Source organism: Micromonospora rhizosphaerae (genome assembly GCF_900091465.1).
Taxonomy (GTDB): domain Bacteria; phylum Actinomycetota; class Actinomycetes; order Mycobacteriales; family Micromonosporaceae; genus Micromonospora; species Micromonospora rhizosphaerae.
The window spans coordinates 340,434-365,230 of sequence record NZ_FMHV01000002.1; the positions used below are offsets into that span (position 1 = coordinate 340,434).

At 74.1% G+C, this 24,797-nt stretch carries 21 protein-coding genes, 2 pseudogenes and 1 riboswitch; of the genes and pseudogenes, 11 read left to right on the forward strand and 12 right to left on the reverse strand.

Annotated elements, in window-relative coordinates:
• The first annotated feature begins 19 nt into the window (after window positions 1-19).
• Complete coding sequence (gene pstB, locus GA0070624_RS01715; protein WP_091336018.1) at window positions 20-796, forward strand: phosphate ABC transporter ATP-binding protein PstB; 777 nt, start codon at window positions 20-22, stop codon at window positions 794-796.
• A gap of 131 nt (window positions 797-927) precedes the next feature.
• Here the strand turns inward: pstB and GA0070624_RS01720 are convergent, their stop codons facing one another.
• Window positions 928-1,755: an NUDIX hydrolase gene (locus GA0070624_RS01720; RefSeq protein ID WP_091336019.1), complete on the reverse strand. Its 828-nt coding sequence runs from the start codon at window positions 1,753-1,755 to the stop codon at window positions 928-930.
• A gap of 63 nt (window positions 1,756-1,818) precedes the next feature.
• Here GA0070624_RS01720 and GA0070624_RS01725 point away from each other — a divergent pair, with 63 nt between their 5' ends.
• Window positions 1,819-2,787: a Gfo/Idh/MocA family protein gene (locus GA0070624_RS01725; protein WP_091336021.1), complete on the forward strand. Its 969-nt coding sequence runs from the start codon at window positions 1,819-1,821 to the stop codon at window positions 2,785-2,787.
• Window positions 2,788-2,832: 45 nt separating this feature from the next.
• Here the strand turns inward: GA0070624_RS01725 and GA0070624_RS01730 are convergent, their stop codons facing one another.
• From GA0070624_RS01730 to GA0070624_RS01740, 3 genes are all read right to left on the reverse strand, one after another.
• Entirely contained in the window at window positions 2,833-3,837 is a 1,005-nt protein-coding gene (locus GA0070624_RS01730; protein ID WP_091336023.1) for an inorganic phosphate transporter, read from the reverse strand.
• A 4-nt stretch (window positions 3,838-3,841) separates the two neighbouring features.
• Window positions 3,842-4,468 (reverse strand): DUF47 domain-containing protein, encoded by a 627-nt coding sequence (locus GA0070624_RS01735; protein ID WP_091336025.1) that lies wholly within the window; start codon window positions 4,466-4,468, stop codon window positions 3,842-3,844.
• A 127-nt stretch (window positions 4,469-4,595) separates the two neighbouring features.
• A complete protein-coding gene (locus tag GA0070624_RS01740; protein ID WP_091336027.1) occupies window positions 4,596-5,585 on the reverse strand; it encodes a PPK2 family polyphosphate kinase in 990 nt (329 codons plus the stop codon).
• Between the two features lie 159 nt (window positions 5,586-5,744).
• Between GA0070624_RS01740 and sigJ the strand changes: the two genes are divergently transcribed.
• Window positions 5,745-6,701, forward strand: a complete 957-nt coding sequence (gene sigJ / locus GA0070624_RS01745; RefSeq protein WP_091336029.1) for an RNA polymerase sigma factor SigJ — start codon at window positions 5,745-5,747, stop codon at window positions 6,699-6,701.
• Between the two features lie 7 nt (window positions 6,702-6,708).
• Here the strand turns inward: sigJ and GA0070624_RS01750 are convergent, their stop codons facing one another.
• The gene (locus tag GA0070624_RS01750; RefSeq protein WP_091336031.1) at window positions 6,709-7,215 is read right to left on the reverse strand and encodes a DUF402 domain-containing protein; all 507 of its coding nucleotides are present in this window, start codon (window positions 7,213-7,215) and stop codon (window positions 6,709-6,711) included.
• A gap of 138 nt (window positions 7,216-7,353) precedes the next feature.
• Here GA0070624_RS01750 and GA0070624_RS36710 point away from each other — a divergent pair.
• Window positions 7,354-8,703: pseudogene (locus tag GA0070624_RS36710) on the forward strand (ATP-dependent DNA helicase); the annotation flags it as partial.
• Between the two features lie 111 nt (window positions 8,704-8,814).
• Window positions 8,815-9,501, forward strand: a pseudogene (locus tag GA0070624_RS36715) (ATP-dependent DNA helicase); the annotation flags it as partial.
• Window position 9,502: 1 nt separating this feature from the next.
• Here GA0070624_RS36715 and GA0070624_RS01760 read toward each other — a convergent pair.
• Window positions 9,503-10,816: an AI-2E family transporter gene (locus tag GA0070624_RS01760; protein WP_091336036.1), complete on the reverse strand. Its 1,314-nt coding sequence runs from the start codon at window positions 10,814-10,816 to the stop codon at window positions 9,503-9,505.
• A 140-nt stretch (window positions 10,817-10,956) separates the two neighbouring features.
• Here GA0070624_RS01760 and GA0070624_RS01765 point away from each other — a divergent pair, with 140 nt between their 5' ends.
• Both GA0070624_RS01765 and GA0070624_RS34530 read left to right on the forward strand, forming a co-directional pair.
• Window positions 10,957-11,301 carry a GroES family chaperonin gene (locus GA0070624_RS01765; protein WP_091336038.1) on the forward strand — a complete coding sequence of 115 codons (345 nt, stop codon included), beginning with the start codon at window positions 10,957-10,959 and terminating at the stop codon, window positions 11,299-11,301.
• Window positions 11,302-11,400: 99 nt separating this feature from the next.
• Entirely contained in the window at window positions 11,401-11,568 is a 168-nt protein-coding gene (locus tag GA0070624_RS34530) for a hypothetical protein (protein ID WP_176731554.1), read from the forward strand.
• A 54-nt stretch (window positions 11,569-11,622) separates the two neighbouring features.
• Here GA0070624_RS34530 and GA0070624_RS01770 read toward each other — a convergent pair whose 3' ends face one another.
• The gene (locus GA0070624_RS01770; protein ID WP_091336040.1) at window positions 11,623-13,113 is read right to left on the reverse strand and encodes a PrsW family intramembrane metalloprotease; all 1,491 of its coding nucleotides are present in this window, start codon (window positions 13,111-13,113) and stop codon (window positions 11,623-11,625) included.
• 23 nt (window positions 13,114-13,136) lie between these two features.
• Window positions 13,137-13,255: riboswitch (SAM riboswitch) on the forward strand.
• Between the two features lie 48 nt (window positions 13,256-13,303).
• Between GA0070624_RS01770 and GA0070624_RS01775 the strand changes: the two genes are divergently transcribed.
• Window positions 13,304-14,563, forward strand: coding sequence for an aminotransferase class V-fold PLP-dependent enzyme (locus GA0070624_RS01775; RefSeq protein ID WP_091336042.1), 1,260 nt, complete (start codon window positions 13,304-13,306; stop codon window positions 14,561-14,563).
• A gap of 49 nt (window positions 14,564-14,612) precedes the next feature.
• Here GA0070624_RS01775 and GA0070624_RS01780 read toward each other — a convergent pair whose 3' ends face one another.
• Entirely contained in the window at window positions 14,613-15,845 is a 1,233-nt protein-coding gene (locus tag GA0070624_RS01780; protein WP_245718621.1) for an FUSC family protein, read from the reverse strand.
• A gap of 96 nt (window positions 15,846-15,941) precedes the next feature.
• Here GA0070624_RS01780 and GA0070624_RS01785 point away from each other — a divergent pair, with 96 nt between their 5' ends.
• A complete protein-coding gene (locus GA0070624_RS01785; protein WP_091336045.1) occupies window positions 15,942-16,586 on the forward strand; it encodes an HD domain-containing protein in 645 nt (214 codons plus the stop codon).
• 56 nt (window positions 16,587-16,642) lie between these two features.
• On the opposite strand, the gene GA0070624_RS01790 is transcribed toward GA0070624_RS01785, so the two are convergent.
• Complete coding sequence (locus tag GA0070624_RS01790) at window positions 16,643-16,912, reverse strand: DUF4031 domain-containing protein (RefSeq protein WP_091336047.1); 270 nt, start codon at window positions 16,910-16,912, stop codon at window positions 16,643-16,645.
• Between the two features lie 67 nt (window positions 16,913-16,979).
• Here GA0070624_RS01790 and GA0070624_RS01795 point away from each other — a divergent pair, with 67 nt between their 5' ends.
• Window positions 16,980-18,380: an FAD-binding oxidoreductase gene (locus GA0070624_RS01795; RefSeq protein WP_091336049.1), complete on the forward strand. Its 1,401-nt coding sequence runs from the start codon at window positions 16,980-16,982 to the stop codon at window positions 18,378-18,380.
• A gap of 39 nt (window positions 18,381-18,419) precedes the next feature.
• Here the strand turns inward: GA0070624_RS01795 and GA0070624_RS01800 are convergent, their stop codons facing one another.
• Together GA0070624_RS01800 and GA0070624_RS01805 are read right to left on the reverse strand one after the other, a co-directional pair.
• Complete coding sequence (locus tag GA0070624_RS01800) at window positions 18,420-18,938, reverse strand: hypothetical protein (RefSeq protein WP_091336051.1); 519 nt, start codon at window positions 18,936-18,938, stop codon at window positions 18,420-18,422.
• Window positions 18,939-19,024: 86 nt separating this feature from the next.
• Window positions 19,025-20,839 carry a glycerol-3-phosphate dehydrogenase/oxidase gene (locus tag GA0070624_RS01805; protein WP_091347935.1) on the reverse strand — a complete coding sequence of 605 codons (1,815 nt, stop codon included), beginning with the start codon at window positions 20,837-20,839 and terminating at the stop codon, window positions 19,025-19,027.
• Between the two features lie 79 nt (window positions 20,840-20,918).
• Here GA0070624_RS01805 and GA0070624_RS01810 point away from each other — a divergent pair, with 79 nt between their 5' ends.
• Window positions 20,919-23,372 carry a S8 family serine peptidase gene (locus GA0070624_RS01810; RefSeq protein ID WP_091336053.1) on the forward strand — a complete coding sequence of 818 codons (2,454 nt, stop codon included), beginning with the start codon at window positions 20,919-20,921 and terminating at the stop codon, window positions 23,370-23,372.
• 23 nt (window positions 23,373-23,395) lie between these two features.
• Here the strand turns inward: GA0070624_RS01810 and GA0070624_RS01815 are convergent, their stop codons facing one another.
• Entirely contained in the window at window positions 23,396-24,619 is a 1,224-nt protein-coding gene (locus GA0070624_RS01815) for an IS110 family RNA-guided transposase (RefSeq protein WP_091336056.1), read from the reverse strand.
• Window positions 24,620-24,797 lie beyond the last annotated feature (178 nt).

Below are 24,797 nucleotides of genomic sequence, written 5' to 3' on the forward strand. Positions count from 1 at the left end.
CCCCGGAGGTACCGCCACCATGGCCAAGCGCATCGAAGCCACGAACGTCACCGCCTACTACGGCAGCTTCAAGGCGATTGAGAACATCAACCTGACCGTCGAGCCGAAGACGGTCACCGCCCTGATCGGGCCCTCGGGCTGCGGGAAGTCGACCTTCCTGCGGTCCATCAACCGGATGCACGAGGTGCTCCCCGGCGCCCGGGTCGAGGGCAGCCTGACCATCGACGACCAGGACATCTACGACCGGGACGTGGACGTCACCGCGGTCCGCCGCATGATCGGCATGGTCTTCCAGCGGCCCAACCCGTTCCCCACCATGAGCATCTTCGACAACGTGGTGGCCGGGCTGCGGCTCAACGGCGTGAAGCGGAAGTCGATCCTGGAGGAGGCCGCGGAGAAGGCGCTCCGCTCGGCCAACCTCTGGGACGAGGTCAAGGACCGGCTGGGCAAGCCGGGCGCCGGCCTGTCCGGCGGTCAGCAGCAGCGGCTCTGCATCGCCCGCACCATCGCGGTCGAGCCGCAGGTGGTGCTGATGGACGAGCCCTGCTCGGCGCTCGACCCGATCTCGACGCTGGCCATCGAGGACCTGATGTTCCAGCTCAAGGACAAGTTCACCATCATCATCGTCACGCACAACATGCAGCAGGCCGCCCGGGTGTCGGACCGGACCGCCTTCTTCTCCATCGAGAAGACCGGCGACCCCGGCCGACTGATCGAGTACGACAACACTCAGAAGATCTTCAGCAACCCGAGCGTGAAGAAGACCGAGGACTACATCACCGGCCGCTTCGGCTGAGCCGCTGGTTCCCGGACACCCCCCGCGCTCAGCGCACCTCCGGCGATCTTGCGGTTGTGGTTGACGATCGGGGACGGTTCATCCCCTTTGCACCCACCGTAAGTGCAAGATCGGCGGGGTGGAGCGGCGGGTCAGTCGAGGATGAAGCGGGGGTCGCCGTCCTCGGGGAGGTCGAGGCGGGGGGTGACGGGGGTGGCGGCGTCGCGGGTGGCCGCCGCCCTGGCCACGCCGGGCAGGTTGCCGGCGGCGGCGACCTGGGCCAGGGTGACCATGGTCGGGGGCAGCATGGTGAGCTCTCCGGCCTCCGCCCGGGCCAGGGCGTCCGCCGGGCGGACCCACATGGTGTGGTCGGCCTCGCCGGAGACGTCCCGGGTCCGCTGCCCCTCCGGGAGCAGGGCCACGAAGAAGTACGTGTCGAAGCGGCGCGGCTCGAACTCCGGGGTGATCCACCGACTCCACGGCAGCAGCAGGTCGGAGCGGAGGGTGAGCCGACGCCTGGCGAGCAGGTCGGCGAAGCCCACCCGGCGGGCCTCCAGGTCCTGCCGGGCGGTCTCCCAGTCGTCGCCGCTGACGTCGCCCACCACGGCCGAGGCGGCCGGGCCCGCCAGCAGCACGCCGGCCTCCTCGAAGACCTCCCGGGCGGCGGCGCAGACCACGGCCTGGGCGGCGGCCGGTGGCTGCCCGAGGCGGGCCGCCCAGTCGGCCGGCTCCGGGCCGGCCCAGTCCAGGTGGGCCTGGGAATCGGAGGGGTCCACCCCGCCGCCAGGGAAGGCGTACATGCCGCCGAAGGCCATGGCGGCGACCCGGCGGATGACGTACACCTCGAAGTCGGCCCCGGCGGGGCGGAGCAGCAGCACGGTGGCCGCGACCCGGGGCGCCGCCGGCGTCCCGCCCTCGGCGCGGAACCGGCGCGCGTGCGCCACCAGGGCGGGGGGTGCGGCGAAGCCTTCGATCGTCATTCCGCGAGCCTAGTTCCCGATCGGTGGATCATCCTCGCAGGCGGTCCGGGATAGCGTGCCGCCATGGCACGTTGGGGAATCCTGGCCACCGGACACATCGCCGGCCGCTTCGCCGAGGATCTGCGGCTGGTGCCGGACGCCGAGCTGGTCGCGGTCGGCTCCCGCACCCCCGAGAGTGCCGAACGGTTCGCCGCCCGGCACGGCATCCCCCGGGCGTACGCCTCCTGGGCGGAGCTGGCCGCGGACCCGGAGCTGGACGTGATCTACGTGGCCACCCCGCACGCCGCCCATCACGAGGCGGCCATGACCTGCCTCGCCGCGGCGCGGGCCGTGCTGCTGGAGAAGCCGTTCACGCTCGACCTGGCCACCAGCACCGAGCTGATTGAGACGGCCCGGGCCCGCGGGGTCTTCCTGATGGAGGCGATGTGGATGCGGACCAACCCGCTCGTCCGCCGGGTGCTCGACCTGGTCCGCGACGGCGCGATCGGCGAGGTGACCAGCGTTCGGGCGGACTTCGGGGTGGCCGGGCCGTTCCCGCCCGAGCACCGGATGCGGGCCCGGACGCTGGGCGGCGGCGCCCTGCTCGACCTCGGCGTGTACCCGGTGAGTCTGGCCCACCTGCTGCTCGGGGTGCCGCAGCACGTGCACGCTTGGGCGAAGCTGAGCCCCGAGGGCGTGGACGAGAACACCGGCATCGTCCTCGGCTGGGACTCGGGCGCGGTGGCCACGCTGAGCTGCGGGCTGATCGGTGCCACCGCGATCGCCGCCTCGATCACCGGCACGACCGGCCGGATCGACCTGCCCGAGCCGTTCTTCCGGCCCGGGTCGGCGGTGCTGCACCGGGCCGGCGCCGAGCCGGAGACCCTCCCCGCCGAGCTGATCGGCGGCGGCTACCAGGACGAGGCCGCCGAGGTGCAGCGCTGCCTGGCCGCCGGGCTGACCGAGAGCCCGCTGGTCCCGCACGCCGCGACGCTGGACGTGATGGCGCTCCTGGACGACATCCGGGACCGGATCGGGGTCGACTACGCGTGAGAGGCCCCCCACCGTGGCGGGAGGCCTCTCAACGGACGGTCGGCGTCAGAACAGCGGCCGGACCACCAGGTAGGTGAGGCAGGCGATCGCCGCGGCAGCCGGGAACGTGATGATCCAGGCGACCACGATGTTGCCGGCGACGTTCCAGCGGACCGCAGTGAGGCGCTTGGTCGCGCCCACCCCCATGATCGCCGAGGTGATCGTGTGGGTGGTGGAGATCGGGGCCTTGAGCACCAGGGCGTTGAAGTAGAGCACCGCGCTGGCCACCGTCTCGGCGGCGAAGCCCTCCGGCGGGCCCAGGTCGATGATCTTCCGGCCCAGGGTCCGGATGATCCGCCAACCACCGGCGTACGTGCCGAGCGCCAGCATCGCCGCGGAGGTCCAGAACACCCAGCCGGGGATGTGCGTCTTGTCGTCCTGGAAGCCACCGGTGTAGAGGGCCAGGACCACGATGCCCATGGTCTTCGCGGCGTCCTGCATACCGTGGCCGACCGACATGGCTGCCGCCGAGAGGGTCTGCGCCCAGCGGAAGCCCCGGTTGAGCTTGCCCGGGTGCCCCTTCCGGAACAGCCAGAGGATGGCCAGCATCACCAGGTAGCCCAGGGTGAGGCCGACGATCGGCGACAGGATCATCGGGATGATGACCTTCGCGCCGATGTTGGCCCACTGCACCACGCCGCCGGTGGCGAGCAGGGTCGCCCCGACCAGTCCGCCGAAGAGGGCGTGCGAGGAGGACGACGGCAGGCCGAAGTACCAGGTGATCAGGTTCCAGGCGATGGCGCCGAGCACGCCGGCGAAGACCACCCCCAGGCTGGCCACCCCGGTGGGCAGCGTGACCAGGCCGTCGCCGACGGTCTTGGCCACGCCGGCGCCGAAGTGCGCGCCGACGAAGTTGCCGACCGCGGCCAGCAGCAGGGCGATCCGGGGGGTCAGCGCCCGGGTGGAGACGCTGGTCGCGATCGCGTTGGCGGCATCGTGGAAGCCGTTGGTGTAGTCGAACGCCAAGGCCACCACGATCACCGCCAGCACGGCGATGAGTTCGGGGGTCACAGGATCAGGACTCCTTGACCGCGATGGTCTCGACGGTGTTGGCCACGTGCTCGAAGGCGTCGCAGGCGGCCTCCAGCTCGTCGGCCACCTCCTTCATCTTCAGCACGGTGAGCGCGTCGTACTCGCCGGAGAAGAGGCGGACCAGCAGCATCCGGTACGCCTGGTCGCCGTCGTTCTCGAGGCGGTTGCACTCGATCCAGTAGTCCTCGAGGTCCTTCATCGACTTCAGCCGGGGCATCGCCTCGGCGGTCAGCTTGGCCTGCTGGTCGAGGACGTTGAGCAGCTCGTGCAGCTCGCGCGGCAGCGCGGGGAGCTTGGTCAGGCCGTACAGGTAGAGCAGGTTGCCGACCGCCTCCAGGTGGTCCATCACGTCGTCGAGGAGCGAGCCCAGACGGTAGATGTCCTCCCGGTCGAACGGGGTGATGAAGGTGGAGTTGATCTTCTTGTACAGCTCGTGGGTGATCTGGTCGCTGTCGTGCTCGACCTCGGTGAGCCGCTCGCTGACCGACTGCACGTCGGCGCCGGGCAGGCCCAGCTCGTTGAGCACCTCGGTACCCCGCACCAGGTTCTGCGCGGCCCTGGTGAAGAGCTCGTAGAAGGCGCCCTCGGTGGGGCGGAAGGAAAACTTCACAGCACGGACCTCGTCGTCTCAGTGAAAGGGTGGCGACGCCCCGGGCGTCTGCTCTGCGCATGCTAGGTACCCCGGAGAACGCGGCATTAGGCGGCCCACCCCTGGTCAGGCCCGATTCACCGCTCGTTTACCTGGCGTTCACCTTTCTCCGCTCGCTTGCGGCCCGCAACCGCTGACGCTCCCGCTCCACGTCGAAACCGGCTGCCGGATACCCCAGATCAAGTCCGTCGAACGTCTCGCGGAGCAGGTGGGCGACCGCCCAGTCCCGGTACCACTTCCGGTCCGCCGGCACCACGAACCAGGGGGCGGCGTCCGTGCCGCACCGGCCCAGCGCCTCGGCGTACGCGGCCTGGTAGTCGTCCCAGCGGGCCCGGGAGTCCAGGTCGCTCGGGTTGTACTTCCAGTACTTCCGCGGATCGGTCAACCGCTCCATCAGCCGCTCGCCCTGCTCCTCGCGGGAGATGTGCAGCATCACCTTGACCAGGGTCACCGCCCCGTGGGTCAGCTCGCGCTCGAAGGCGTTGATCGCGTCGTACCGGGCCCGCCAGGTGGCCTCGTCGACCAGCGACTCGACCCGGGCGACGAGTACGTCCTCGTAGTGCGACCGGTTGAAGATCCCGACGTGGCCGGGCGGCGGCAGGGCCTGGCGGACCCGCCACAGGAAGTCGTGCCGCAGTTCCTCCTCCGTCGGCGGGCCGAAGGAGCGGATGTGCAGGCCGAGCGGGTTCATCGCGCCGGCCACCCGCTTGATCGTGCCGTCCTTGCCGCCGCAGTCCATCGCCTGGAGCACCAGCAGCAGCCGGCGCGGCCGGTCGCCGTTGAGGTGGGCTCCCGCCCTCGTCGGAGCGCTGGCGGGGGCCTCCGGCCCGGCCGCGCTCTTCGCCTCGGCGTACAGCATCTCCTGCTCGCGGCCGAGTCCCGCGCCGAGCAGCTCGACCTGCTGACCGGCCCAGTCCTTGCGCCGCCTCCCGTTCCCGGCCGCCGCCGGCAGGCCGGGCGTCGACCGCTGATCGATCCCCGCCAGGTCGACCGCCCCACCGTCGGGCGCCACCCGGAGCAGCTCCCGCATCTTGCCGCCCTCGGGACCCACGATCCCGGACTCATCGACTCCGCTCATCCCCGGATCATCACCCATCCACCCCCGCCCGCCTCCCCACGACCTCCCCCGGGCCACCCCACCCCGCCGGAGAAGCCGGGGCCGGTGGCACGTTTGGGGGGCGTCCCAGCGGAGGGGGAGAATGTGTCCGGCGGAGAGAGAACGGGGAGGGAGAGCGTGGTGGGGGATCTGGCGACGGAGTTCGAGGCCGAGCGGGGGCACCTGATGGCGGTGGCGTACCGGATGCTGGGTAGCCGGAGCGAGGCCGAGGACGCCGTGCAGGAGACCTGGCTGCGGTACGCAGGCGCGCTCGCCGATCCGTCCACCCGTGCGGAGATCCGCCAGCTGCGCGCCTGGCTGACCACCACCTGCTCCCGGATCTGCCTGGATGTGCTGCGCTCGGCGCGGGTGCGCCGGGAGACGTACCCCGGTCAGTGGCTGCCGGAGCCGGTGGTGACCGCCGTCCCCGCGACGGACGGCTTCGCCCCCGACCCGGCCGAGCGGGCGGTTCGGACCGACCAACTCGGCACCGCGCTGCTGGTGGTGCTGGAACGGCTCGCCCCGGAGCAGCGGGTGGCGTTCGTCCTGCACGACGTCTTCGCGGTGCCGTTCGCCACCATCGCCGAGGTGCTCGGCACCACTCCCGCCGCGGCCCGCCAGCTCGCCTCCCGGGCCCGCCGGACGGTCACCGGGCCGGACGTCCCCCGGCACACCGCCGACCTGGCCGAGCAGCAGCGGGTGCTGGCCGCTTTCACCGCCGCCGTCGAGTCCGGCGAGCTCGACCGGCTGATCCGGGTGCTCGCCCCGGACGTGGTCCTGGTCGGCGACAGCGGCGGCCACTTCCCGGCGGCCCGCCGGCCGGTGGTCGGCGCCGACGCGGTGGCCCGCTTCATCCTCGGGCTCTTCGGCCAGGCCGACCGGTACAGCGGTCGGCTGCTGGCCCGGCCGGCGCTGGTCAACGGCGCCCTCGGTTGGCAGCTGGAAACCGTCCACCGGGACGGTCGTCCGGTTCGCCTGGTCATCGGGTTCGCCGTACACGGGGGGCGGATCACCGGCGTCTTCAACCAGCTCAACCCGGAGAAGCTGGCCGACCTGCCGGAGTTCGGCCCGGAGGACATCTGGCCGCTGCGCTGGTGAGGCCCGGTCAGACCACCAGGGCCAGCCACTTCCGGTACGACGTGGCGAACGGCTCGGTGCCGTCGCCGAGCGCGCGGAAGAGCCAGCGGGCCGCCGCCTCCGCCTCCGCCACCACCTCGTCCGGGTAACCGAACCGCGCCCGGTGCTCGGCGAACTCGTCCTCGTCCCGCAGCTCGACCACGCCGGTCGCCCGGCGGCGCACCACGTCGAGGTCGAGATCGATCAGGTGGACCGTGTCGTCGCCCTCCCACCCGGCCGGGGTGGCGATGTCGCAGTAGACCTCGCTGGTCCGCGGCGGCGGGTTGAACATCCCCGTCCACCAGCCGTGGTGCGGCACCAGCAGCACGAACGGGATCTGCTCGACCGAGGGACGGCCATGGTAGACGGACTCTGTGCCGGCCGGCACGCCGAGCCAGACGCCGAGGTCGTCCTCGGTGAGCCGGCGGGCCGGGTAGTCGCGGTGGGCGCTGCCGTCGTACTTGCGGTAGATCACGCGGACCACGTCGCTCGGCATGACTGGCACCCTAGCCGATTCCGGCAACGCGACGCGATCGGCAGGTAACCGGACGCGACCCGCCGGAATCCGTACCGTGACCACGCCACGCGGCGGATCGGCGCGGCCGGTGTCGGCGGCGGCAGGTACCGTCGCACGGTGACTCCGCCCCGCGCCGCCACCGGTCCCGCAGCCGCCCGGAAGCGCCGGGGCAGCCGGCCGAGCGGGACGGAGCTGCTGGCGGCGGCGGTCGGCGCGGTGCCCGGCGGCACCGCCCGTCCGGGCCAGCAGCAGATGGCCGCGGCGATCTGCGACAGCATCGCCTCCGGCGACCACCTGCTGGTCCAGGCCGGCACGGGCACCGGCAAGTCGCTGGCGTACCTCGCCCCGGCGCTGACCGTGGACGGCCCGGTGGTGGTCTCCACCGCCACCCTGGCGTTGCAGTCCCAGCTGGTCGACCACGACCTGCCCCGGCTCGCCGATGCGGTGGAGCCGCTGCTCGGCCGCCGGCCCACCTTCGCCGTGCTCAAGGGCCGGCACCACTACCTGTGCCTGGCTCGGCTGGACAACTCGACCGAGGAGGAGCCGGAGGACACCCTCTTCGACGCCCCGGCGTCCCGGCCCGCCGGCGGGACGAAATGGCTCGGTGAGGCCGGCCGGCTCGGCAAGCAGATCCAGCGATTGCGCGACTGGGCCATGGAGACCGACACCGGCGACCGCGACGAGCTGGACCCGGGCGTGGACGACCAGGCCTGGCGGCTGGTGTCGATGCCGGCCCGGGAGTGCGTCGGGGCGAGCCGCTGCCCGTTCGGGGCGGAGTGCTTCGCCGAGGCGTCCCGGGCCCGGGCCCGGGAGGCGGACATCGTGGTCACCAACCACAGCCTGCTGGCGGTCGACATGCTCGCCGGCCGGCAGATCGTGCCGCCGCACAAGGTGCTCATCGTCGACGAGGCGCACGAGCTGGCCGACCGGGTCTCCTCCGCCGCCCAGGCCGAGCTGGTGCCGGAGCTGATCGACCGGTCCGCCCGCCGGGCCCGGCCGCTGCTGCGTCCGGAGGTCGCCGAGCGGCTCACCGAGGCCGGGGACGCCCTCGCCGTCGGGCTGGCCGAGGCGCCGGCCGGGCGGATCACCGGCGGCCTGCCCAGCCCGCTGCGCGAGGCCTGCACGCTGCTCGACGCGGCGACCCGGGCCGCGCTGGAGGCGATCGGCGACGTGAAGGCCGACGATCCGGACCCGGTCCGCAAGCAGCAGGCCAAAGCGGTGCTGGATGAGCTCTCCACCACCGCCCAGCGGCTGCTGGAGGAGGCCGACCACGACGTCGCCTGGGTGGAGAAGCCCGACAACGGCAGCCGGCGCGCCCTCGTGGTCGCGCCGCTCTCCGTGGCCGGCACCCTCGCCACCCACCTGTACGACGAGCGCACCGTGGTCGCCACCTCGGCCACCCTTTCGCTGGGCGGCCGGTTCGACACGGTGGCCCGGGCGCTCGGCCTGGACGCTCCCCCGCCCGCCCCGCCGTCCCCGGCCGCCGCCGCGCTGGCCGCCGCCACCGCTCCCGCCGGCTCGGCCGGCCGTGGCGTGGTCGCCAGCGCCGCCGGTAGCCGGGCCGCCACCGGGACCGTCCCGGCCACCGAGGGGCCGGGCTGGCGCTCGCTCGACGTCGGCTCCCCCTTCGACTACGCCCGGCAGGGCATCCTCTACGTCGCCGCGCACCTGCCCCGGCCCAGCGTCTCCGGGCTGCCCCCGGCGGCCGGGGAGGAGCTGCTCGCGCTGGTGGGGGCGCTCGGTGGGCGTACCCTCGGGCTCTTCTCCTCCCGGCGGGCCGCGCAGCAGGCGGCGGAGCTGCTCCGCGCGCGGACCGACCTGCCGGTGCTGCTCCAGGGCGAGGAGGCGCTGCCGCTGCTGGTCCGGCGGTTCCGGGAGGAGCGAGCCAGCTGCCTGTTCGGGGTGATGTCGCTCTGGCAGGGGGTGGACGTGCCGGGCGACTCCTGCCAGCTCGTGGTGATCGACCGGCTGCCCTTCCCGCGCCCGGACGAGCCGCTCGCGGCGGCCCGGGCGGCCGCGGTGGACGCGAGCGGCGGCTCCGGCTTCGCCGCGGTCAGCGTGCCGATCGCGGCGGTCCGGCTGGCCCAGGGCGTCGGGCGGCTGATCCGGGCGACCGGCGACCGCGGTGTGGTCGCGGTGCTCGACTCCCGGCTGGAGACCGCCCGAGGCTACGGCCCGTTCCTGCGACGTTCGCTCCCGCCGTTCTGGTACACCACCCGCCCGGACGTGGCCCGGGGCGCCCTGGAACGCCTCGGGAAGAGCTGAGTCAGGGGGCCTGGGAGGCGACCACCACCGCGTCCGGCGGGGTGTCGGGCACCGTCCTCGCGGCGAGCCGCCGGACCGCCGTGTTGAGCACCGCGATCAGCGGCACCGCCACCAGCGCGCCGGCGATCCCGGCCAGGACCACCCCGGCCGCGATGCCGATGATCACCGCGAGCGGGTGGATGGCCACCGCTCGGCCCATGATCAGCGGCTGGAGCACGTGCCCCTCCAGCTGCTGCACGCCGATCACCACCCCGAGGATGATCAATGCCGTGACCAGGCCGCTGTCGACGAGCGCCACCAGCACCGCCACACCGCCGGAGAGCGCTGCGCCGACGATCGGGATGAAGGCGCCCAGGAAGACCAGGGCGGCCAGCGGGAAGGCGAACGGGACGTCGAAGATGACCAGGAAGATGCCGATGCCGACCGCGTCGATGAAGGCGACCAGCACGGTGGCCCGGACGTAGGCGCCGAGCGTGGCCCAGGAGGCCCGGCCGGCGTCGTCGACCTTCCACCGGGCGGCCACCGGGAGCAGCCGGACCAGGAACCGCCAGATCTGTTTGCCGTCGCGGAGGAAGAAGAAGGTGGCGAAGAGCACCAGGATGGTGCCGGTCAGCACCTCGGCGAGCGTCGCCGTGGCGGAGAGCGCACCGCTGGTGAACGTCTTGGTGTTGCCGCTGATCCAGCTCTGCGCCTCGTTGATGTAGGTGTTGAGCTGACCGTCGGAGAGGTGCAGCGGGCCGGTCTTGAGCCAGTTCTGGATCTGCCGGACGCCCTGGGAGGACTTGTCGCTGAGGTCCGGCACGCCCTGGATGAACTCGTTCACCACCAGGGTCAGCGTGCCGATCACCGCGACCAGGCCGCCGACCAGCACCACCGCGGTCGCCAGCGACCGGGGGAAGCGGGCCTTGAGCAGCCAGCCGACCGCCGGGGCGAGCAGCGCGGAGAGCAGCAGCGCGATCGCCACCGGGATGATCACGATCCGGATGGTGCCGACGATCTTGAGCAGCGCCCAGGTCACGATGCCGATCACGATCAGTCGCCACGACCAGGCGGCGGCGATGCGCAGCGCGTGCGGCACGTCGGCGTCGTCCCGGCTAGAGGTGGAGGTGTGCATGGCGGCGGGGGGCTCCGCGCCGACCACCGTCGCCGACGGTGGCGCCTCCGGCCCGGGCGAGGCCGGCGAGGCCAGCCCCGACTCCTCGGGCCCGTCCCGGGCCTCGGCGCGCTCCGCGCGCACCGACTCCCGGCCCGACTCGTACGCGCGGCGGAGCCGTCCGCGTATCCGCTCGAAGCGGCTCAAGCGCACCTCCTGCATGACGGTCCGCCCACGGAGACAAGGGTGACAGGATACGCCGGTTCGACCCACCGTAGGACGGTTCCACCACACATTGCCCAGGGCGGTGTCCGGGCAACCACCGGCGGAGCGGCCCGGGATGACGGGGTACCGTCTGCGGCGTGACCGCCGACCAGAACCTCGACGCCGGCCTGCCGATCCGCCTGCTGCACGACCGCGTCCTGGTGCGCACGGAGGGCAGCGAGGGTGAGCGCCGCTCCACCGCCGGTATCGTGATCCCGGCCACTGCCACAATGGGCAAGCGCCTGGCCTGGGCGACCGCCGTGGGGGTGGGTCCGAGCGTCCGGTCCATCGTCTCCGGCGACCGGGTGCTCTTCGACCCGGACGACCGCTCGGAGGTTGAGCTGCACGGTCGGGGGTACGTCCTGCTGCGCGAACGCGACGTGCACGCGGTCGCCGCCGAGCGGGTGGAGAAGGAGGCCGGCTCCACCGGCCTCTACCTCTGAGCCGACCGCCCCGACGGGCGCCGCCGCACCGACTCCCCGTCCCGTTTGGGCTCTGCTTCCAGGGGAAGCCAGGGCCGACCAGGGCCCTGGGGAGGGATGATGCCGGAACTGCTGAGGAAGCTCTTGTTCTGGACCTTCATCGCGTTCTTGATCTTCTTCATGGCGTTCCGGCCGGACGGGGCGGCGGCGATGTTCAAGGGGATCGGCGCGGGGCTGATGGCGATCTTCCAGGGCCTCGGCGACTTCATGACCAGACTGATGACCTGACCACGCCGGCCTCGCCGATCGCCACCGGCCCGGCGGAGCACTGCCCGCCCGGCGTCAGCGGGACCCGGGCGGCCAGGGGGCGGCCGGCCGGGGGCCGTACCAGCCGGGCGGGCCGTAGCCGGCCGGGTACGCCGGGGGCGGCGGCGGGGCGAGCACCACCGGGATCGGCACCACCGGCTCGTCCGGCGCCTCCACCGACCGCCGTGATCCGTCCGGGAACCGCAGGTGGTAGCGGTGCCCGTCCCAGACCCCGACGGGTGCCTGCGGGTCCCGCCCGACGAAGAAGGACCGGTACGCGGCGATCGCGTCCAGCAACTCCCGCTCCTCCCGGGCCGTCCGTTCCCGGTCCGCCGCCTTGCGGTCCAGTCCCCGACGCATGCCGTCCCGCAGCAGGGCCAGCCGGGTCGCCGCGAACTGGTAGCCGCGCATCGCCTTGACCCCACCGTCGCCGGCCACCCGGCGGGCCCAGGTGCGGGCCGCGTGCCGCCGGCCGAGACTGCCCAGCGCCGCCACCTCGGGCGGGGTGAGCCAGCCGGCCCGCACGTAGTCCGGCAGCGTCCGCTCGGTGAGCCGCCCCTCCCAGGCGCGCAGCCAGATCGCCAGCCCCACCATGCCGAAGAAGATCGGCACCATCACGCCGATGTAGCCGTACAGGGCGATCAGCGGCTGGCCGGTGGCCACGGCGAGCGAGGGCAGCAGGTTCCAGGTGCCGTGCAGCATCATCGCCAGCAGCAGGCCGGCGATCGGGGCGAGGATCCGCACCCGCCGGTCGGCCGTCCGCGCGGCGACGCCCAGGCCCACCCCGGTCATCGAGGTGAACAGCGGGTGGGCGAAGCCGAACAGCAGGATCCGGACGATGAAGATGGCGATGACCCGGGTGGCGGCGGTGGCCGGGCCGTACTGCTCGACGCCGGAGGCGTACCCGTAGCCGCCGAGGTAGAGGATGTTCTCCACCATGGCGAAGCCGATCGCGGAGAGCCCACAGTAGACCAGGGCGTCGGTGACCCCGGACCACTCCCGGCGCCGGAAGATCAGCAGCAGGATGGGCCCGAGCGCCTTGGTCAGCTCCTCGATGAACGGGGCGACCAGCACGGCGGTCAGCGCCGTGGGCAGCCCCCAGCCCTTGAACAGCCCCGCGAAGGTCTCGTTGACCACCAGCGAGATGGCCGTGGCGACGAACGCGCCCCAGCCGAAGCAGAAGATCAGGTATTTCAGCGGTTCCGGCTCGTAGCGGTCCAGCCAGAGGAAGCAGGAGACCAGCACCGGCACCGGCAGGACCGCCGCGATCACGCCGATCAGCAGCGCTTCCGGGCCGAGGTTGGAGCCGAGTGTGTAGAGCATGAACACCGCGCCGGCGGCGATCAGCAGGACGACCCCGGCGAGCACCAGGAACCGCCGCCAGCCGAGCCGGCGCAACGGCATCCGGGGGGCGGCCGTGCCCGGTGGCGGGGCGGCGGGCACGGGCGGCGGCGGCGGGGCTCCGCCGGACGGGGTGTCGGCCATGCGGTCAGCGTAGTCACCCGCGGCCGGCTGGTCCGGCCGCATTCCGGTCGCTATGCTGCCGGGAAGGTCACGAGCGCCAGCGTCAAGCCCCGGCTTGCTGGCCGGCAACCCTCGTCGAGTTCGCGGTGGGGTGCCCCGGGTGATGACCGGGCCCAGCCCGAACCGTGCTGGGCAAGCGCGGACCCCGTCCCGGTGCCCACCCCCGGGGTCCCTGGACCTCGGAGGTTCCGGCATGACCGTCACCCTCGTACCCCCCGCGCTCCCGGCCCGGCCGGCCGGGCCGGACCCGCTCGCCGTGCTCGGCGTGCCGGGGGAGATCAACCTCGACCACGCGGCCAGCGCGCCGTGCGCGCGAGCCGCCGCCGACGCGGTGGCCGAGCTCCTCCCCTGGTACGCGAGCGTGCACCGCGGCGCCGGGGCGCTGTCGCGGCGCTGCACGCTGGCCTACGAGCGGGCCCGGCAGACGGTCGGCGACTTCCTCGGCGCCCGCGCCGACGACCACGTGGTCTTCACCCGGAACACCACCGACGCGGTCAACCTGCTGGCCCGGGCGCTGCCCGCCGGCACCACCGTGGTGACCTTCGCCGGGGAGCATCACGCCAACCTGCTGCCCTGGCCGCGCGGCTCGGTCCGGCTGCCGGTGCCGGCCAGCCCCGCCGAGGCGGTCCGCTCGCTGGACGCCGCCCTCGCCGAGCTGCGCCGGGATGCCCGGCCGGGCCTGCCGGTGCTGGTCGCGGTGACCGGCGCGAGCAACGTGACCGGCGAGCGCTGGCCGGTGGCGGAGCTGGCCCGGGCCGCCCGCCGGCACTCCGCCCGGATCCTGGTGGACGCCGCGCAGCTCGCCCCGCACGCGCCGGTCGACCTCGCCGCGCTGGACGTGGACTACCTGGCGCTCTCCGGCCACAAGCTGTACGCCCCGTTCGGCGCGGGCGTGCTCGTCGGGCGGTCGGACTGGCTGGACGCCGCTGCGCCGTACCTGGCCGGGGGCGGCGCCACCAGTCACGTCGGTGCGGGCACCCATGAGGTGCGCTGGGCCACCGGCCCGGCGCGGCACGAGGCCGGCACCCCGAACCTGCTCGGCGCGGTGGCCCTCGCCGCGGTCTGCGCCGCGCTCGCGGACGCCGACCGGGACGCGCTGCACGCCCGGGAGCAGGAACTGCTGATCCGGCTGCGGGACGGACTCGCCGCGCTGCCGCACGTCGTGGAGCTGCGCACCTTCGGCCCGGACGCGCCCCGGGTGGGCATCGTCTCCTTCGTGGTCGCCGGCCGGGACTCCGCCGAGGTGGCCGCCCACCTGGCGACCAGCCACCGGATCGGCGTCCGGGATGGCCTCTTCTGCGCCCACCCGCTGGCCCGGCGGCTGCTCGCCGAGGCGGCCGCCCGGAGCGGGCGGCGAAACCTGCCTCCCACCGCGCTGCGGGCCAGCATCGGCCTCGGCAGCACCACCGCCGAGGTCGATCGCCTGCTCGCCGCCCTGGCCGGGCTCGCCTGAGCGGGCGCCCGGTTCTTGCGGCGCCTCCTCGACCGGAGGTCCCCTGCCGTCATCCGATCGGGGGCGCTACCGGCGGTTTCGGCGCGGCTTCCTCCTCGGCCTCGCCGCTCGGCCGCTGCTCCGTTCCGCCGAACGCCTGCCGGATCAGCCGGTTCGCCTCCTCCTGGTCGATCCCGGAGGCCACCAGGAGGTCGCTGGCGGCGGTACGCACCTGGGCGATCACCACGCTGCCGGAGAAGCCCACCCCGTCCGTGTACGCCCGGCCGGCCTCGCTTACCGCGCGCAGGGCCCGCTCCCGGGCCCTGTTCGGTTCCTGGCCCGCGGCGAACTCGTGCCGGAGCAGGCGGACCGACTCGGCGAGGTGGCTCACCGAGTCGGGCATCGGTTCCGGAATCGGCTCCTCGTCCTCGATCAGGGTGACCGCGCGACGGATCAACGTGCCGCTGTTGCGCATCGCCCGGTCGATCGGTTCGGCCGCCTCGGCGTAGTGGATCAGCTCGTCCCGGCGGTGCCAGCGGGCCGGGGAGAGCCTGCTGGTCTCCTTGGCTCCCTCGATCGCCTCGCTGAACGCCGCCAGCTCGTCCTTGTTCGCCCGCAGCCGGAACAGCGCCTGCTGCGCCGCGTTGCGGTCCCGGTTGCGCAGCGCCTCGGCGGTGCTGTCCAGCTGCCCGGCGAGCAGGTCCAGCGCCGGGCGGGCGGCCCGGTTGATCACCCGGAGCGGGTTGAGCGGCAGCAGGATCGCGGTGACCACCAACGCGATCCCACCGCCGATGAAGGCGTCCACGAAGCGTGGTATCTCCAGGTTCTGGGTCATCGGGCTGAGCGTGACGATCAGCACCGCGGTGGCCGCGGCCTGGATCACGATCGCCACGCTCCCGCCGAAGAAGATGGTCAGCAGGATGGCGGCGGTCACCACCAGCCCCAGCTGCCACCCGCCGGCGCCGAGCAGGTAGATCAGGGCATCCCCGAGTGCCACCCCGACCGCGACCCCGATGATCAGCTCGACGGTCCGGCGCAGCCGCTGACCGACGGACGCGGCCAGCGTGCCGACCGCCGAGATCGGGGCGAAGACCGGCTGCGGGTTGCCCAGGACATCGTGGGAGATGACCCAGGACAGCGCGGCGGCCAGCCCCGCCTGGGCGGCCAGGCCCAGCGCCATCCGGACCCGGTGCAGCCGGTCCTGCAGGGTGGCCTTCCCCCGGTTGCGCAGCTGCTCCACCGCTTCTGCGATCCGCTGCTCGTCGACGTCGACGAGCCCGCTCTTCAGGTCGGTACGTCGCACAAGCGGAGGTCCTTGGTCCTGGGCCACGGCGGGGACTACCCGCGTCGTACCGGGTGAATCCTCGCCCGCCGGCGCCCGTGGGGCAGACTGCACCGGGTGGGAGACCTGATCGAGCGGTGGCGCGACGCCGCCCGGGGCGCCGGGGCGTCCGATCCTGCCGGGGTGGACCGGGCCGGGGAGCGGCTGCTCGCCGCCTGGCGCGAGCCGCACCGGCACTACCACGCGCTGGCCCACCTGACCCTCGTGCTCGACGTGATCGACGCGCACGCGGGGCTGGCCCGGCGACCGGACCTGGTCCGGCTGGCCGCCTGGTGCCACGACGCGATCTACGACCCCCGGGCCGGTGGCGACGCCAACGAGCGGGCCAGTGCCGCGCTCGCCGGCGCCCTGCTCGCCGGCGCGGGGCTGTCGGCCGGCGGGGTGGCCGAGGTACGCCGACTGGTGCTGCTCACCGCCGGGCACGCGGTGGCCGGCGACGACCCGGACGGCGCCCTGCTCTGCGACGCCGACCTGGCGATCCTGGCCAGCCCGCCACCCGAGTACGACCGCTACGCCGCGGCCGTCCGCCGCGAGTACGCGCACGTGCCGGAACCGGCCTTCCGGGCCGGCCGGGCCCGGGTGCTCGACGGCCTGCTCGCCCTGCCCGCGCTCTTCCGCCTCCCGCCGCTGGCGCGCCGCTGGGAAACCCCCGCCCGCGCCAACCTCACCCGCGAACTGGCGGCGCTCCGCGCACCGGCGTGACCCGCCCCGCGATCCTGCACTTCCCGCTTGCTCGGACAGATCCCCGGACGGCCGGCTCAGCTGGGGTCGACCAGATGCTTGGGACGGCGCAGGCCGGAGTCGCGCAGCAGCCGGACCAGCTCCCGGCTCGGCACCACCCGGGCGCCCAGCCAGACCGCCACCCGGAACCGCTCGGCCGGGATGTCGTAGTGGTCCCGGTCGAAGCCCCGGCGCGGTGCGCCGAGCGCCTCGGCGAAGGCGTGCAACTCGGCGTAGGAGACGTCGCTGATCAGATGCGACCAGAGCCGTCCCCGCCAGGGCACGGCTGGCCGGTCCAAATACAGCATGGCGGGAATCTAACCCGTGGGAACCGCCGGTTGATGATCGGCTTCCCGGAACACTAGCCTTCCCGGCATGTCCGGCTCCCTACTCCTCGACGACCTGCGGGCCGCGCTCGGTGACGCCGCCGTGCTGACCGACCCGGACCTGCTCCGGATGCACGAGCGGGACGAGGCCGACCTCTGCGCCGCCGGGACCCCGCTCTTGGTCACCCGGCCGCGCAGCACCGAGGAGGTCGTCGCGGTGGTCCGGGCGGCCGCCCGGCACGGCGTGCCGGTGGTGCCGCAGGGAGCCCGGACCGGCCTGGCCGGGGCGGCGAACGCGGTCGACGGGGCGGTGGTGCTGAGCACGGTCGCGATGGACGAGATCCTGGAGATCGACCCGGTGAGCCGGATCGCCGTGGTGCAGCCCGGGGTGGTCAACGCGACGCTGGCCGGCGCGGTGGCCAAGCAGGGCCTCTACTACCCGCCCGACCCGGGCTCCTGGGAGTCCTCCACCATCGGCGGCAACGTCTCGACCAACGCCGGCGGCATGTGCTGCGTCAAGTACGGGGTGACCGCCGAGTACGTGCTCGGCCTGGAGGTGGTGCTCGCCTCCGGCGAGGTGCTGCGCACCGGCCGGCGTACCGCCAAGGGCGTCGCCGGGTACGACCTGACCCGGCTCTTCGTCGGCTCCGAGGGCACCCTCGGGGTGATTACCGAGATCACCGTCTCGCTCCGGCCCGCGCCGGAGGAGTCGCTGACCCTGGTCGCGGTCTTCGGAGCCACCACTGCGGCCGGCACTGCGGTGGCCGGGATCGCCGAGCGGGGGCTGAGCCCGAGCCTGCTGGAACTGCTGGACCGGACCCACCTGCGGGCCATCGAGGCGTACCAGCCGATGGGGCTGCGCACCGACGCGCAGGCGCTGCTGCTGGCCGCCGTGGACACCGGCTCCCGGGCGGCGGACGACCTGGCCCGGATCGCCGAGGTCTGCGCGGCGGCCGGCGCCGACGAGGTCTACGCGGCCACCGACGGGGTCGAGGCGGCGGCGCTGCTCCAGGCCCGGCGACTGGCCCACCCGGCGATGGAGCGGTACGCCGCGGCCGCGTACCCGGGCGGCAACGGCGGCCTGGTGATCGACGACGTGGCGGTGCCGCGGGGCTCGCTGGCGGCGCTGCTGGACGGGGTGGCCCGGATCGCCGAGGAGTGCGACGTGCCGATCGGCGTGGTCGGCCACGCCGGCGACGGCAACATGCACCCGAACATCGTGGTCGACCGGGCCGATCCGGCCAGCGTCGAGCGCGGTCGCCGGGCCTTCGACGAGATCATGCGCCTCGGGCTGGAGCTGGGCGGCACCTGCACCGGCGAGCACGGCGTGGGGCTGCTCAAGCGGGACTGGTTGGCTCGGGAGATCGGCCCGGTCGGGGTCCGGGTGCACCAGGCGATCAAGGCGGCACTGGACCCGCAGGGCCTCTTCAACCCCGGCAAGGTGCTCTGACCGGCGGCCCCGGTGACCGCTGCCGGCGGGGCGGCTCGGTCAGCCAGTGACCTCGGCCGGGGTGGCCTGGGTGATCAGCAGCAGGATCTCGCCGGCGATCGGCGTCCGCTCCTCGCCGGGGCAGTCCTGCGAGGTGATGGTCAGGCCCGGCGGGATGAGCAGCGTGGAGGTCAACGCGTCGATGCAGGCCAGCCGGTAGCGGCGCGCCTCGTCGGTCTCGTTCGCCAGGCCCGGGTCGGCGAGCATCTGCTGCAACCGCTGCACCTGCTCCGGGGTGAGCGCGCCGGTCGAGTTGACCCCGTCGCCGGCGCAGTCCTGGCAGTTCCACTTTCCGTTCGGCTCCACGGTGAGCGACCGGACCGGGCCGTCCGCGCCCAGCGTCTGCATCAGCGAGACCCGCCGCGACCCGGTGGGCGCCGACGCGCTGGAGGCCGGCCCCGCCTGCCCCGGTGTCGTGGAACCCTCGGCCCGGCCGACCAGAGAGCAGCCGGTCAGGGCGATCGCCAGCAGGACGCCGGCCGAAAAAGGTACGACGCGCGACCAAGAAGGGCGAACCACGCAGAGCAACCTACCCCACCGTAGGTTGCGTCGGAACCCGCCGAGTGGCCGGGCGATGATCGTCGGCCCGTGCCGGAGCGGATCGGCTACCGGGAGGGCGAGGGTTCGGCCACGTCGCCGTCGGCGCCCCGGTCGGCCGCGAACCCCCGGACGTCGGGGGCGCCGAGCCGGGCCGCATCGGCGGCCACGTCGTCCGGCATCAGCTGAGACTGCCGTTCGGCCTCCACCCGGGCCCGGTAGTGCGCGACCTCGCGGGCCCGGGTCGCCTCGTCCCAGCCGAGCACCGCGCCCATCAGCTCGGCGGCGTGCTCCGCCGAGTCCAGGCCGCGGTGGCTGGTCTCGATGGAGATCCGGGTCCGCCGGGTCAGCACGTCCTCGAGGTGCAGCGCCCCCTCGGCCCGCGCCGCGTACGCGACCTCGGCGGCCAGGTACTCCGGGGCGCCGGCGAGCGGGGAGGCGAGCAGCGGGTCGGCGTCGACCAGGGCGAGCAGGTCGAGGGTGAGCGTGCCGTACCGCTCCAGCAGGTGCTCGACCACCCCGACCGGCACCCCGTGACGGCGGGCCAGGTCGGCCCGGTCGCGCCACGTCGAGGCGTACCCGTCGGCGCCGAGCAGCGGCAGGTCGGCGGTACGCGAGGGGCGCACCGCGCCGAGCCGGCGCGCCGCCCGGTCGACCACGTCCGAGGCCATCACCCGGTACGTCGTGTACTTGCCCCCGGCGACCAGCAGCAGCCCGAGCATCGGCTCGACGACCGCGTGCTCGCGGGAGAGCTTGGAGGTGGAGTCCGCCTCGCCGGCCAGCAGCGGGCGCAGCCCGGCGTAGACGCCCTCGATGTCGTCCTTGGTGAGCGGCCGGTCGAGCACGCTGTTGACCTGTTCCAGCAGGTAGTCGATGTCCTTCGCGCTGGCCGCCGGGTGGGACCGGTCCAGCCGCCAGTCGGTGTCGGTGGTGCCGATGATCCAGTGGCCGCCCCACGGGATGACGAAGAGCACGCTGGTGGCGGTCCGCAGGATCAGCCCGGCCTCGCCGGTGATCGCCGAGCGGGGCACCACCAGGTGCACGCCCTTGGAGGCCCGGACCCGCAGGCCGGGGCGGAGCCCGACATCGTTGAGCATCCGGGACATGTCGTCGCTCCACACCCCGGTGGCGGCGATCACCGTGCGGGCGCGTACCTCGAACTCGGCATCGGGCGAGCCGGCGGGCGCCTCCAGGTCGCGGACCCGGACCCCGGTCACCTCGCGGGCCTGCCGGATCAGGCCGACGGCGCGGGCGCTGGTCACCACGGTGGCGCCCAGGCTGGCCGCGGTGCGGGCGAGCGTCACCACCAGCCGGGCGTCGTCGACCTGCCCGTCGTAGTAGCGGATCGCCCCGGCAAGGGTGTCGGCCCGCAGGCTCGGGAAGACCCGGCGGGCGCCCTCGCGGGTCAGGTGTCGGTGCAGCGGCATGCCCCGCCCCCCGCCGAACATCCCGGCGAAGGCGTCGTAGGTGGCCACCCCGGCGCCGTAGTAGGAGCGGCGGAAGACCCGCGAGGGCAGGTCGTGCAGGCCGCGACGGGCGGGGAGCGGGACCAGGAACGGGACCGGCCGGACCAGGTGCGGCGCGAGCCGGGTGGCGAGCAGCCCGCGCTCGGTGAGCGCCTCATGGACCAGGTGGAACTCCAACTGCTCCAGGTAGCGCAGCCCGCCGTGGATGAGCTTGCTGGACCGGCTGGAGGTGCCGGCGGCGTAGTCGCGCGCCTCCACCAGGGCCACCTTGAGCCCTCGGGACGCCGCGTCGAGGGCGGCCCCCGCCCCGGTCACCCCGCCGCCGATGACCAGCACGTCGAACCGCTCGGCGCGGAGTCGGCGCAGGTCGTCGGCGCGGCGCTCGGCGGAGAGCTGACCGGCCACGGATCGGGACACGTTGGGGTCGCGCACCCGTCCACGGTAACCGTCCCGGCCGTTCCGCGGCACGAACCGGTCCCGCCGTACGGTACTGGGCATGGAGGTCGGTCCCCCACCACCCGCCGGTCCACCCGTCCCGCCGCCCCCCGCGCCGCCGCTTCCCGGTCCGGGTGGGACCGGACCGTGGCCGGTGGTCGCGGCGGTGCTGACCGGCGGTTGGGCCGTGCTGGTCACGGTGGCCGGACAGGGCGTCGGCTGGGCGGTCGACCAGGCGGTGCTGGCGGCCGGCCTGGACCGGGCGGTGCTGACCTGGCCGGTGGTCGCCCTGGGCACGGTCCTGCTGGTGGGCGCGCCCACGCTGGCGCTCGCCCTGCTGCCCCGCGCCCCGGCGGTCCGGGCCACCGGCCGTGCCTGGCTGGCCGCGACGCTCGCACTCGGCGCGCTGACCCTGCTGCGGACCGTGCCCCCGGTGCACCAGGAGGCCTACCTGGCCGCGCTGGCCGCCACCGCCGCGCTGCTCACAGCCGTCCTCGACCGGCTCCTGCACCGCCGCCGAGCGGCCGTCCCGCACGCCGAGGCTCGGCGACCACCGCAGCCGGTGACCCTGCTCGGGGTCGCGGCCGGGCTGGCGCTACTGCTGCCCTGGGCGTGGCTGGGCGCGCTGGGCGGGCTGCTGGAGACGCTGCTCGCCGCGCTCGCCGCCGCCGCGCTGGGCGCGCTCGCCGGGGTGCTGCTCGACGCCGCCTTCTGGACGCACTTCACCGTGGGCACGCCGGCCCGGCCGGCCCGGTTGGTGCTGGTCGGCGGGCTGGTCGCCGGGGTAACCCTGACGCTGGTCGCCGCTGGCGCCGGGCAGTCGGGGGCGCAGCTGCCGGCCCTGTTCCTGCTGCCACCGGCCGGCTTCGTGCTGGCCGCGCTGCACGCGGCGGCGCACCGCGCGGGCCGCCCGGCCGGTGGCGCCCCGGTCCGCTGGCTGGTCGGGCTCGGCGTGCTCGGCCCGCTGGCCTTCGCCGACCCGGAAGAGATCACGGTGCTGCTGGTGGCCGCCCGCGACGTGCCGTTCTGGGTCGCCGTCGCGACCGGCGCCGGGCTCGCCGTCGCGGTGCTGCTCGCCATCGGGTACGCCGTCCTGCTGGCCCGGCCGGGCGCCGGGACGCCGAGCCGCCGGGTGGCCGGGGCGACCGCCGCCGTCCTGCTGCTCGCGGTGGCGGTGGTCCACCTTGGCCCGGGCCGGCCCGGCCTGTACGGCGAACGACTGCTGGTGGTGCTGCGCGAGCAGGCCGACCTGACCGGTATCCCGGCCGGGGCACCGGGACGGGCCGGGCGGGACGTCCGTGCCGCGGAGGTCTACCGGCGGCTGGTGGCCACGGCCGACCGGACCCAGGGGAACCTGCGCCGGGAACTGACCCGGCTACGCCTGCACCCGACGCCGTACTACCTGGTCAACGCGATCGAGACGGACGGCGGCCCGGGCGTGCGGGCGTGGCTCTCCGGCCGTCCCGAGGTGGCCCGGGTGCTGGTCAGCCAGCGGCTGCGCCCGCTGCCGGCGGCGGCCCCGGCCGCCCGTGGCCACCTGCCGCCACCCGGCGGCCCGGCCTGGAACGTCTCCCTGATCGGGGCGGACCGGGTCTGGCCCGAGCTGGGCGTGACCGGCTCCGGCATCGTGGTCGGCAGCTCGGACTCGGGCGTGGACGGTGGGCACCCGGCGCTGGCCGACGGCTTCCGCGGCGGCGACGACTCCTGGTACGACCCGTGGTCGCACACCCGTACGCCGAACGACCAGAGCGGCCACGGCACCCACACGACCGGCAGCGCGGTCGGCCGCGGCGGGATCGGGGTGGCGCCCGGGGCCCGCTGGGTGGGCTGCGTCAACCTGGACCGCAACATCGGCAACCCGGCGCGCTATCTGGACTGCCTGCAGTTCATGCTGGCGCCGTTCCCGCTCGGCGGTGACCCGTTCACCGACGGGCGGCCGGCCCGGGCGCCGGACGTGCTGACCAACTCCTGGGGCTGCCCGCCGATCGAGGGGTGCGACCCGGGAGCGCTCCGGCCGGCCACCGCCGCGCTGGCCACGGCCGGCATCCTGGTGGTCGCCGCGGCCGGCAACACCGGCCCGTACTGCGGCTCGATCGCGGACCCGCCAGCGCCCTACCCGGACGTGCTGACCGTCGGCGCGGTGAACCGCGAACGGCAGCTGACCACCTTCTCCGGCCGGGGCCCGGCCACCGGTGGCGTCGACAAGCCCGACCTCGTCGCGCCCGGTGCCGACGTCCTGTCCGCGTACCCCGGTGGCGGTTACGCCACGCTGCCCGGCACCTCGATGGCGACGCCGCACGTCGCCGGGGTGGTGGCGCTGATGTGGTCGGCCAACCCGGCGCTGGTCGGCGACCTGGCTCGCACCCGGCGGATCCTCCGCGACACCGCCGGCCCGGCCGGCGTGGTCTCCCACCCGAACCACCCGAGCGCGAACCGCTGCGGGGGCGAGGCCGACCTGGTCGGTGCCGGCCTGGTCGACGCGTACGCGGCGGTCCGCGCCGCGCGGGCGGGCTGAAAGACATCCCAGGAGCTTGAATGTCAAGCAGCGGCCTCGTTGAGGTGATGCGACCAGGCGGTCGCCTCGTCGTAGAGCGCGCCGGTTTTGAGGCATCCGTGCAGGATGCCGACGAGCCGGTTGGCGAGTTGCCGCAGCGCGGCGTTGTAGCTGGCGCCGCGGGCGCGTTGCCGGTCGTAGTAGGCGCGGGCGCCGGGCGAGGTGTTCAGCGACGCGAACGCTTGGGTCATCAGCGCGTCGATGAGCCGGTCGTTGTGCACGAACCGGGCAGCGACGGTGCGTTTCTTACCCGAGGCGCGGGTGATCGGGCTGGTGCCGGCGTAGTTCTTGCGGGCCTTGGCCGAGGTGTAGCGGTCGGCCGCGTCGCCGAACTCGGCGAGCACCCGGGCGCCGAGGATCGTGCCCAGTCCCGGTTGGGACAGGATGATCTCAGCGTCCGGGTGCTGGCCAAAATAGGCCTCGACCTGCCCTTGCAGGGCCTTGACCTGCTCGTTGAGCGTGCCCAGGACCGCGATCAGCGCCCGGACCGAGGCGGCGTAGGCGGCGGTGACCACGGCGGGCTGGCTGAGGTGCTCGGCGCGCAGGACGGCCTGAATCGCTGCGGCCTTGGCCGGGATGTCGCGGCGGCGGGCCCGTTTGAGGGCCGCGCTGATCTGGCTGATGCTCAGCCTCGCGGCGCTGGCCGGGTCCGGGGCCCTGGCCAGCAACTCAAGGGTGTCGGCGGCGTCGAGATCGTCAAACGCGGCCAACGCGGCAGGGAAGTACTCCCGCAACGCGTGCCGCAACCGCTGGCTGGCGCGGGTGCGTTCCCAGATCAGTGTCTTGTGCATCCGGGCGACCACCTTGACCGCCTCGGATCCGGCACTGTCACCGGCGACCCGGCGCAGTTGGTGGCCGTCGGTACGGACCATGTCGGCCAGCATGTGCGCGTCGGCGGCGTCGCTCTTGGCACCGGACACCCCGAGACGGTCACGGTAACGGGCCGCCTGCAACGGATTGACCGCCAACACGGTGTACCCCGCCGCGATCAACGCCTGCACCCACGGCCCTCGGTCGGTCTCGATCCCAATCGTGACCTGCCCGGCGCCGTCGGCGTCCTCGCCGAGCTGCGCGCCGATCATCGCGTGCAGTCGCGTGATCCCTGCGACGCCCTCGGGCAACCTGGCCCTGGCCAGGGTGCGCCCAGCCGCATCCATCAACTCAACGTCGTGATGGTCTTCGGCCCAGTCATCTCCCACGAACAGCACCGCGTCTCCCGCCTCCGATCGCAAACACGGTCAGTAGCCGGCAGGAGAACCATCAGCGACCTAATGAAGCAGTGCTCACGCCACAACCGGGCGGGCACGACATCCCATCAGCGATCAACTCTCCTCACCGACCGGCAGGGGCACGATCTTTCATCAGGACTCGACGTCCAGGAACAGC

Bases quoted from the DNA above. Each gene is read 5' to 3' on its own strand.
- GA0070624_RS01725 (WP_091336021.1), top strand. From the start codon at position 1,819: ATGGCACGTTGGGGAATCCTGGCCACCGGACACATCGCCGGCCGCTTC.
- GA0070624_RS34530 (WP_176731554.1), top strand. From the start codon at position 11,401: ATGCCGGAACTGCTGAGGAAGCTCTTGTTCTGGACCTTCATCGCGTTC.
- GA0070624_RS01775 (WP_091336042.1), top strand. From the start codon at position 13,304: ATGACCGTCACCCTCGTACCCCCCGCGCTCCCGGCCCGGCCGGCCGGG.
- GA0070624_RS01750 (WP_091336031.1), bottom strand. From the start codon at position 7,215: ATGCCGAGCGACGTGGTCCGCGTGATCTACCGCAAGTACGACGGCAGC.
- GA0070624_RS01760 (WP_091336036.1), bottom strand. From the start codon at position 10,816: ATGCAGGAGGTGCGCTTGAGCCGCTTCGAGCGGATACGCGGACGGCTC.
- GA0070624_RS01795 (WP_091336049.1), top strand. From the start codon at position 16,980: ATGTCCGGCTCCCTACTCCTCGACGACCTGCGGGCCGCGCTCGGTGAC.
- GA0070624_RS01810 (WP_091336053.1), top strand. From the start codon at position 20,919: ATGGAGGTCGGTCCCCCACCACCCGCCGGTCCACCCGTCCCGCCGCCC.
- GA0070624_RS01790 (WP_091336047.1), bottom strand. From the start codon at position 16,912: ATGCTGTATTTGGACCGGCCAGCCGTGCCCTGGCGGGGACGGCTCTGG.
- pstB (WP_091336018.1), top strand. From the start codon at position 20: ATGGCCAAGCGCATCGAAGCCACGAACGTCACCGCCTACTACGGCAGC.
- GA0070624_RS01740 (WP_091336027.1), bottom strand. From the start codon at position 5,585: ATGAGCGGAGTCGATGAGTCCGGGATCGTGGGTCCCGAGGGCGGCAAG.
- GA0070624_RS01720 (WP_091336019.1), bottom strand. From the start codon at position 1,755: ATGACGATCGAAGGCTTCGCCGCACCCCCCGCCCTGGTGGCGCACGCG.
- GA0070624_RS01770 (WP_091336040.1), bottom strand. From the start codon at position 13,113: ATGCGGCCGGACCAGCCGGCCGCGGGTGACTACGCTGACCGCATGGCC.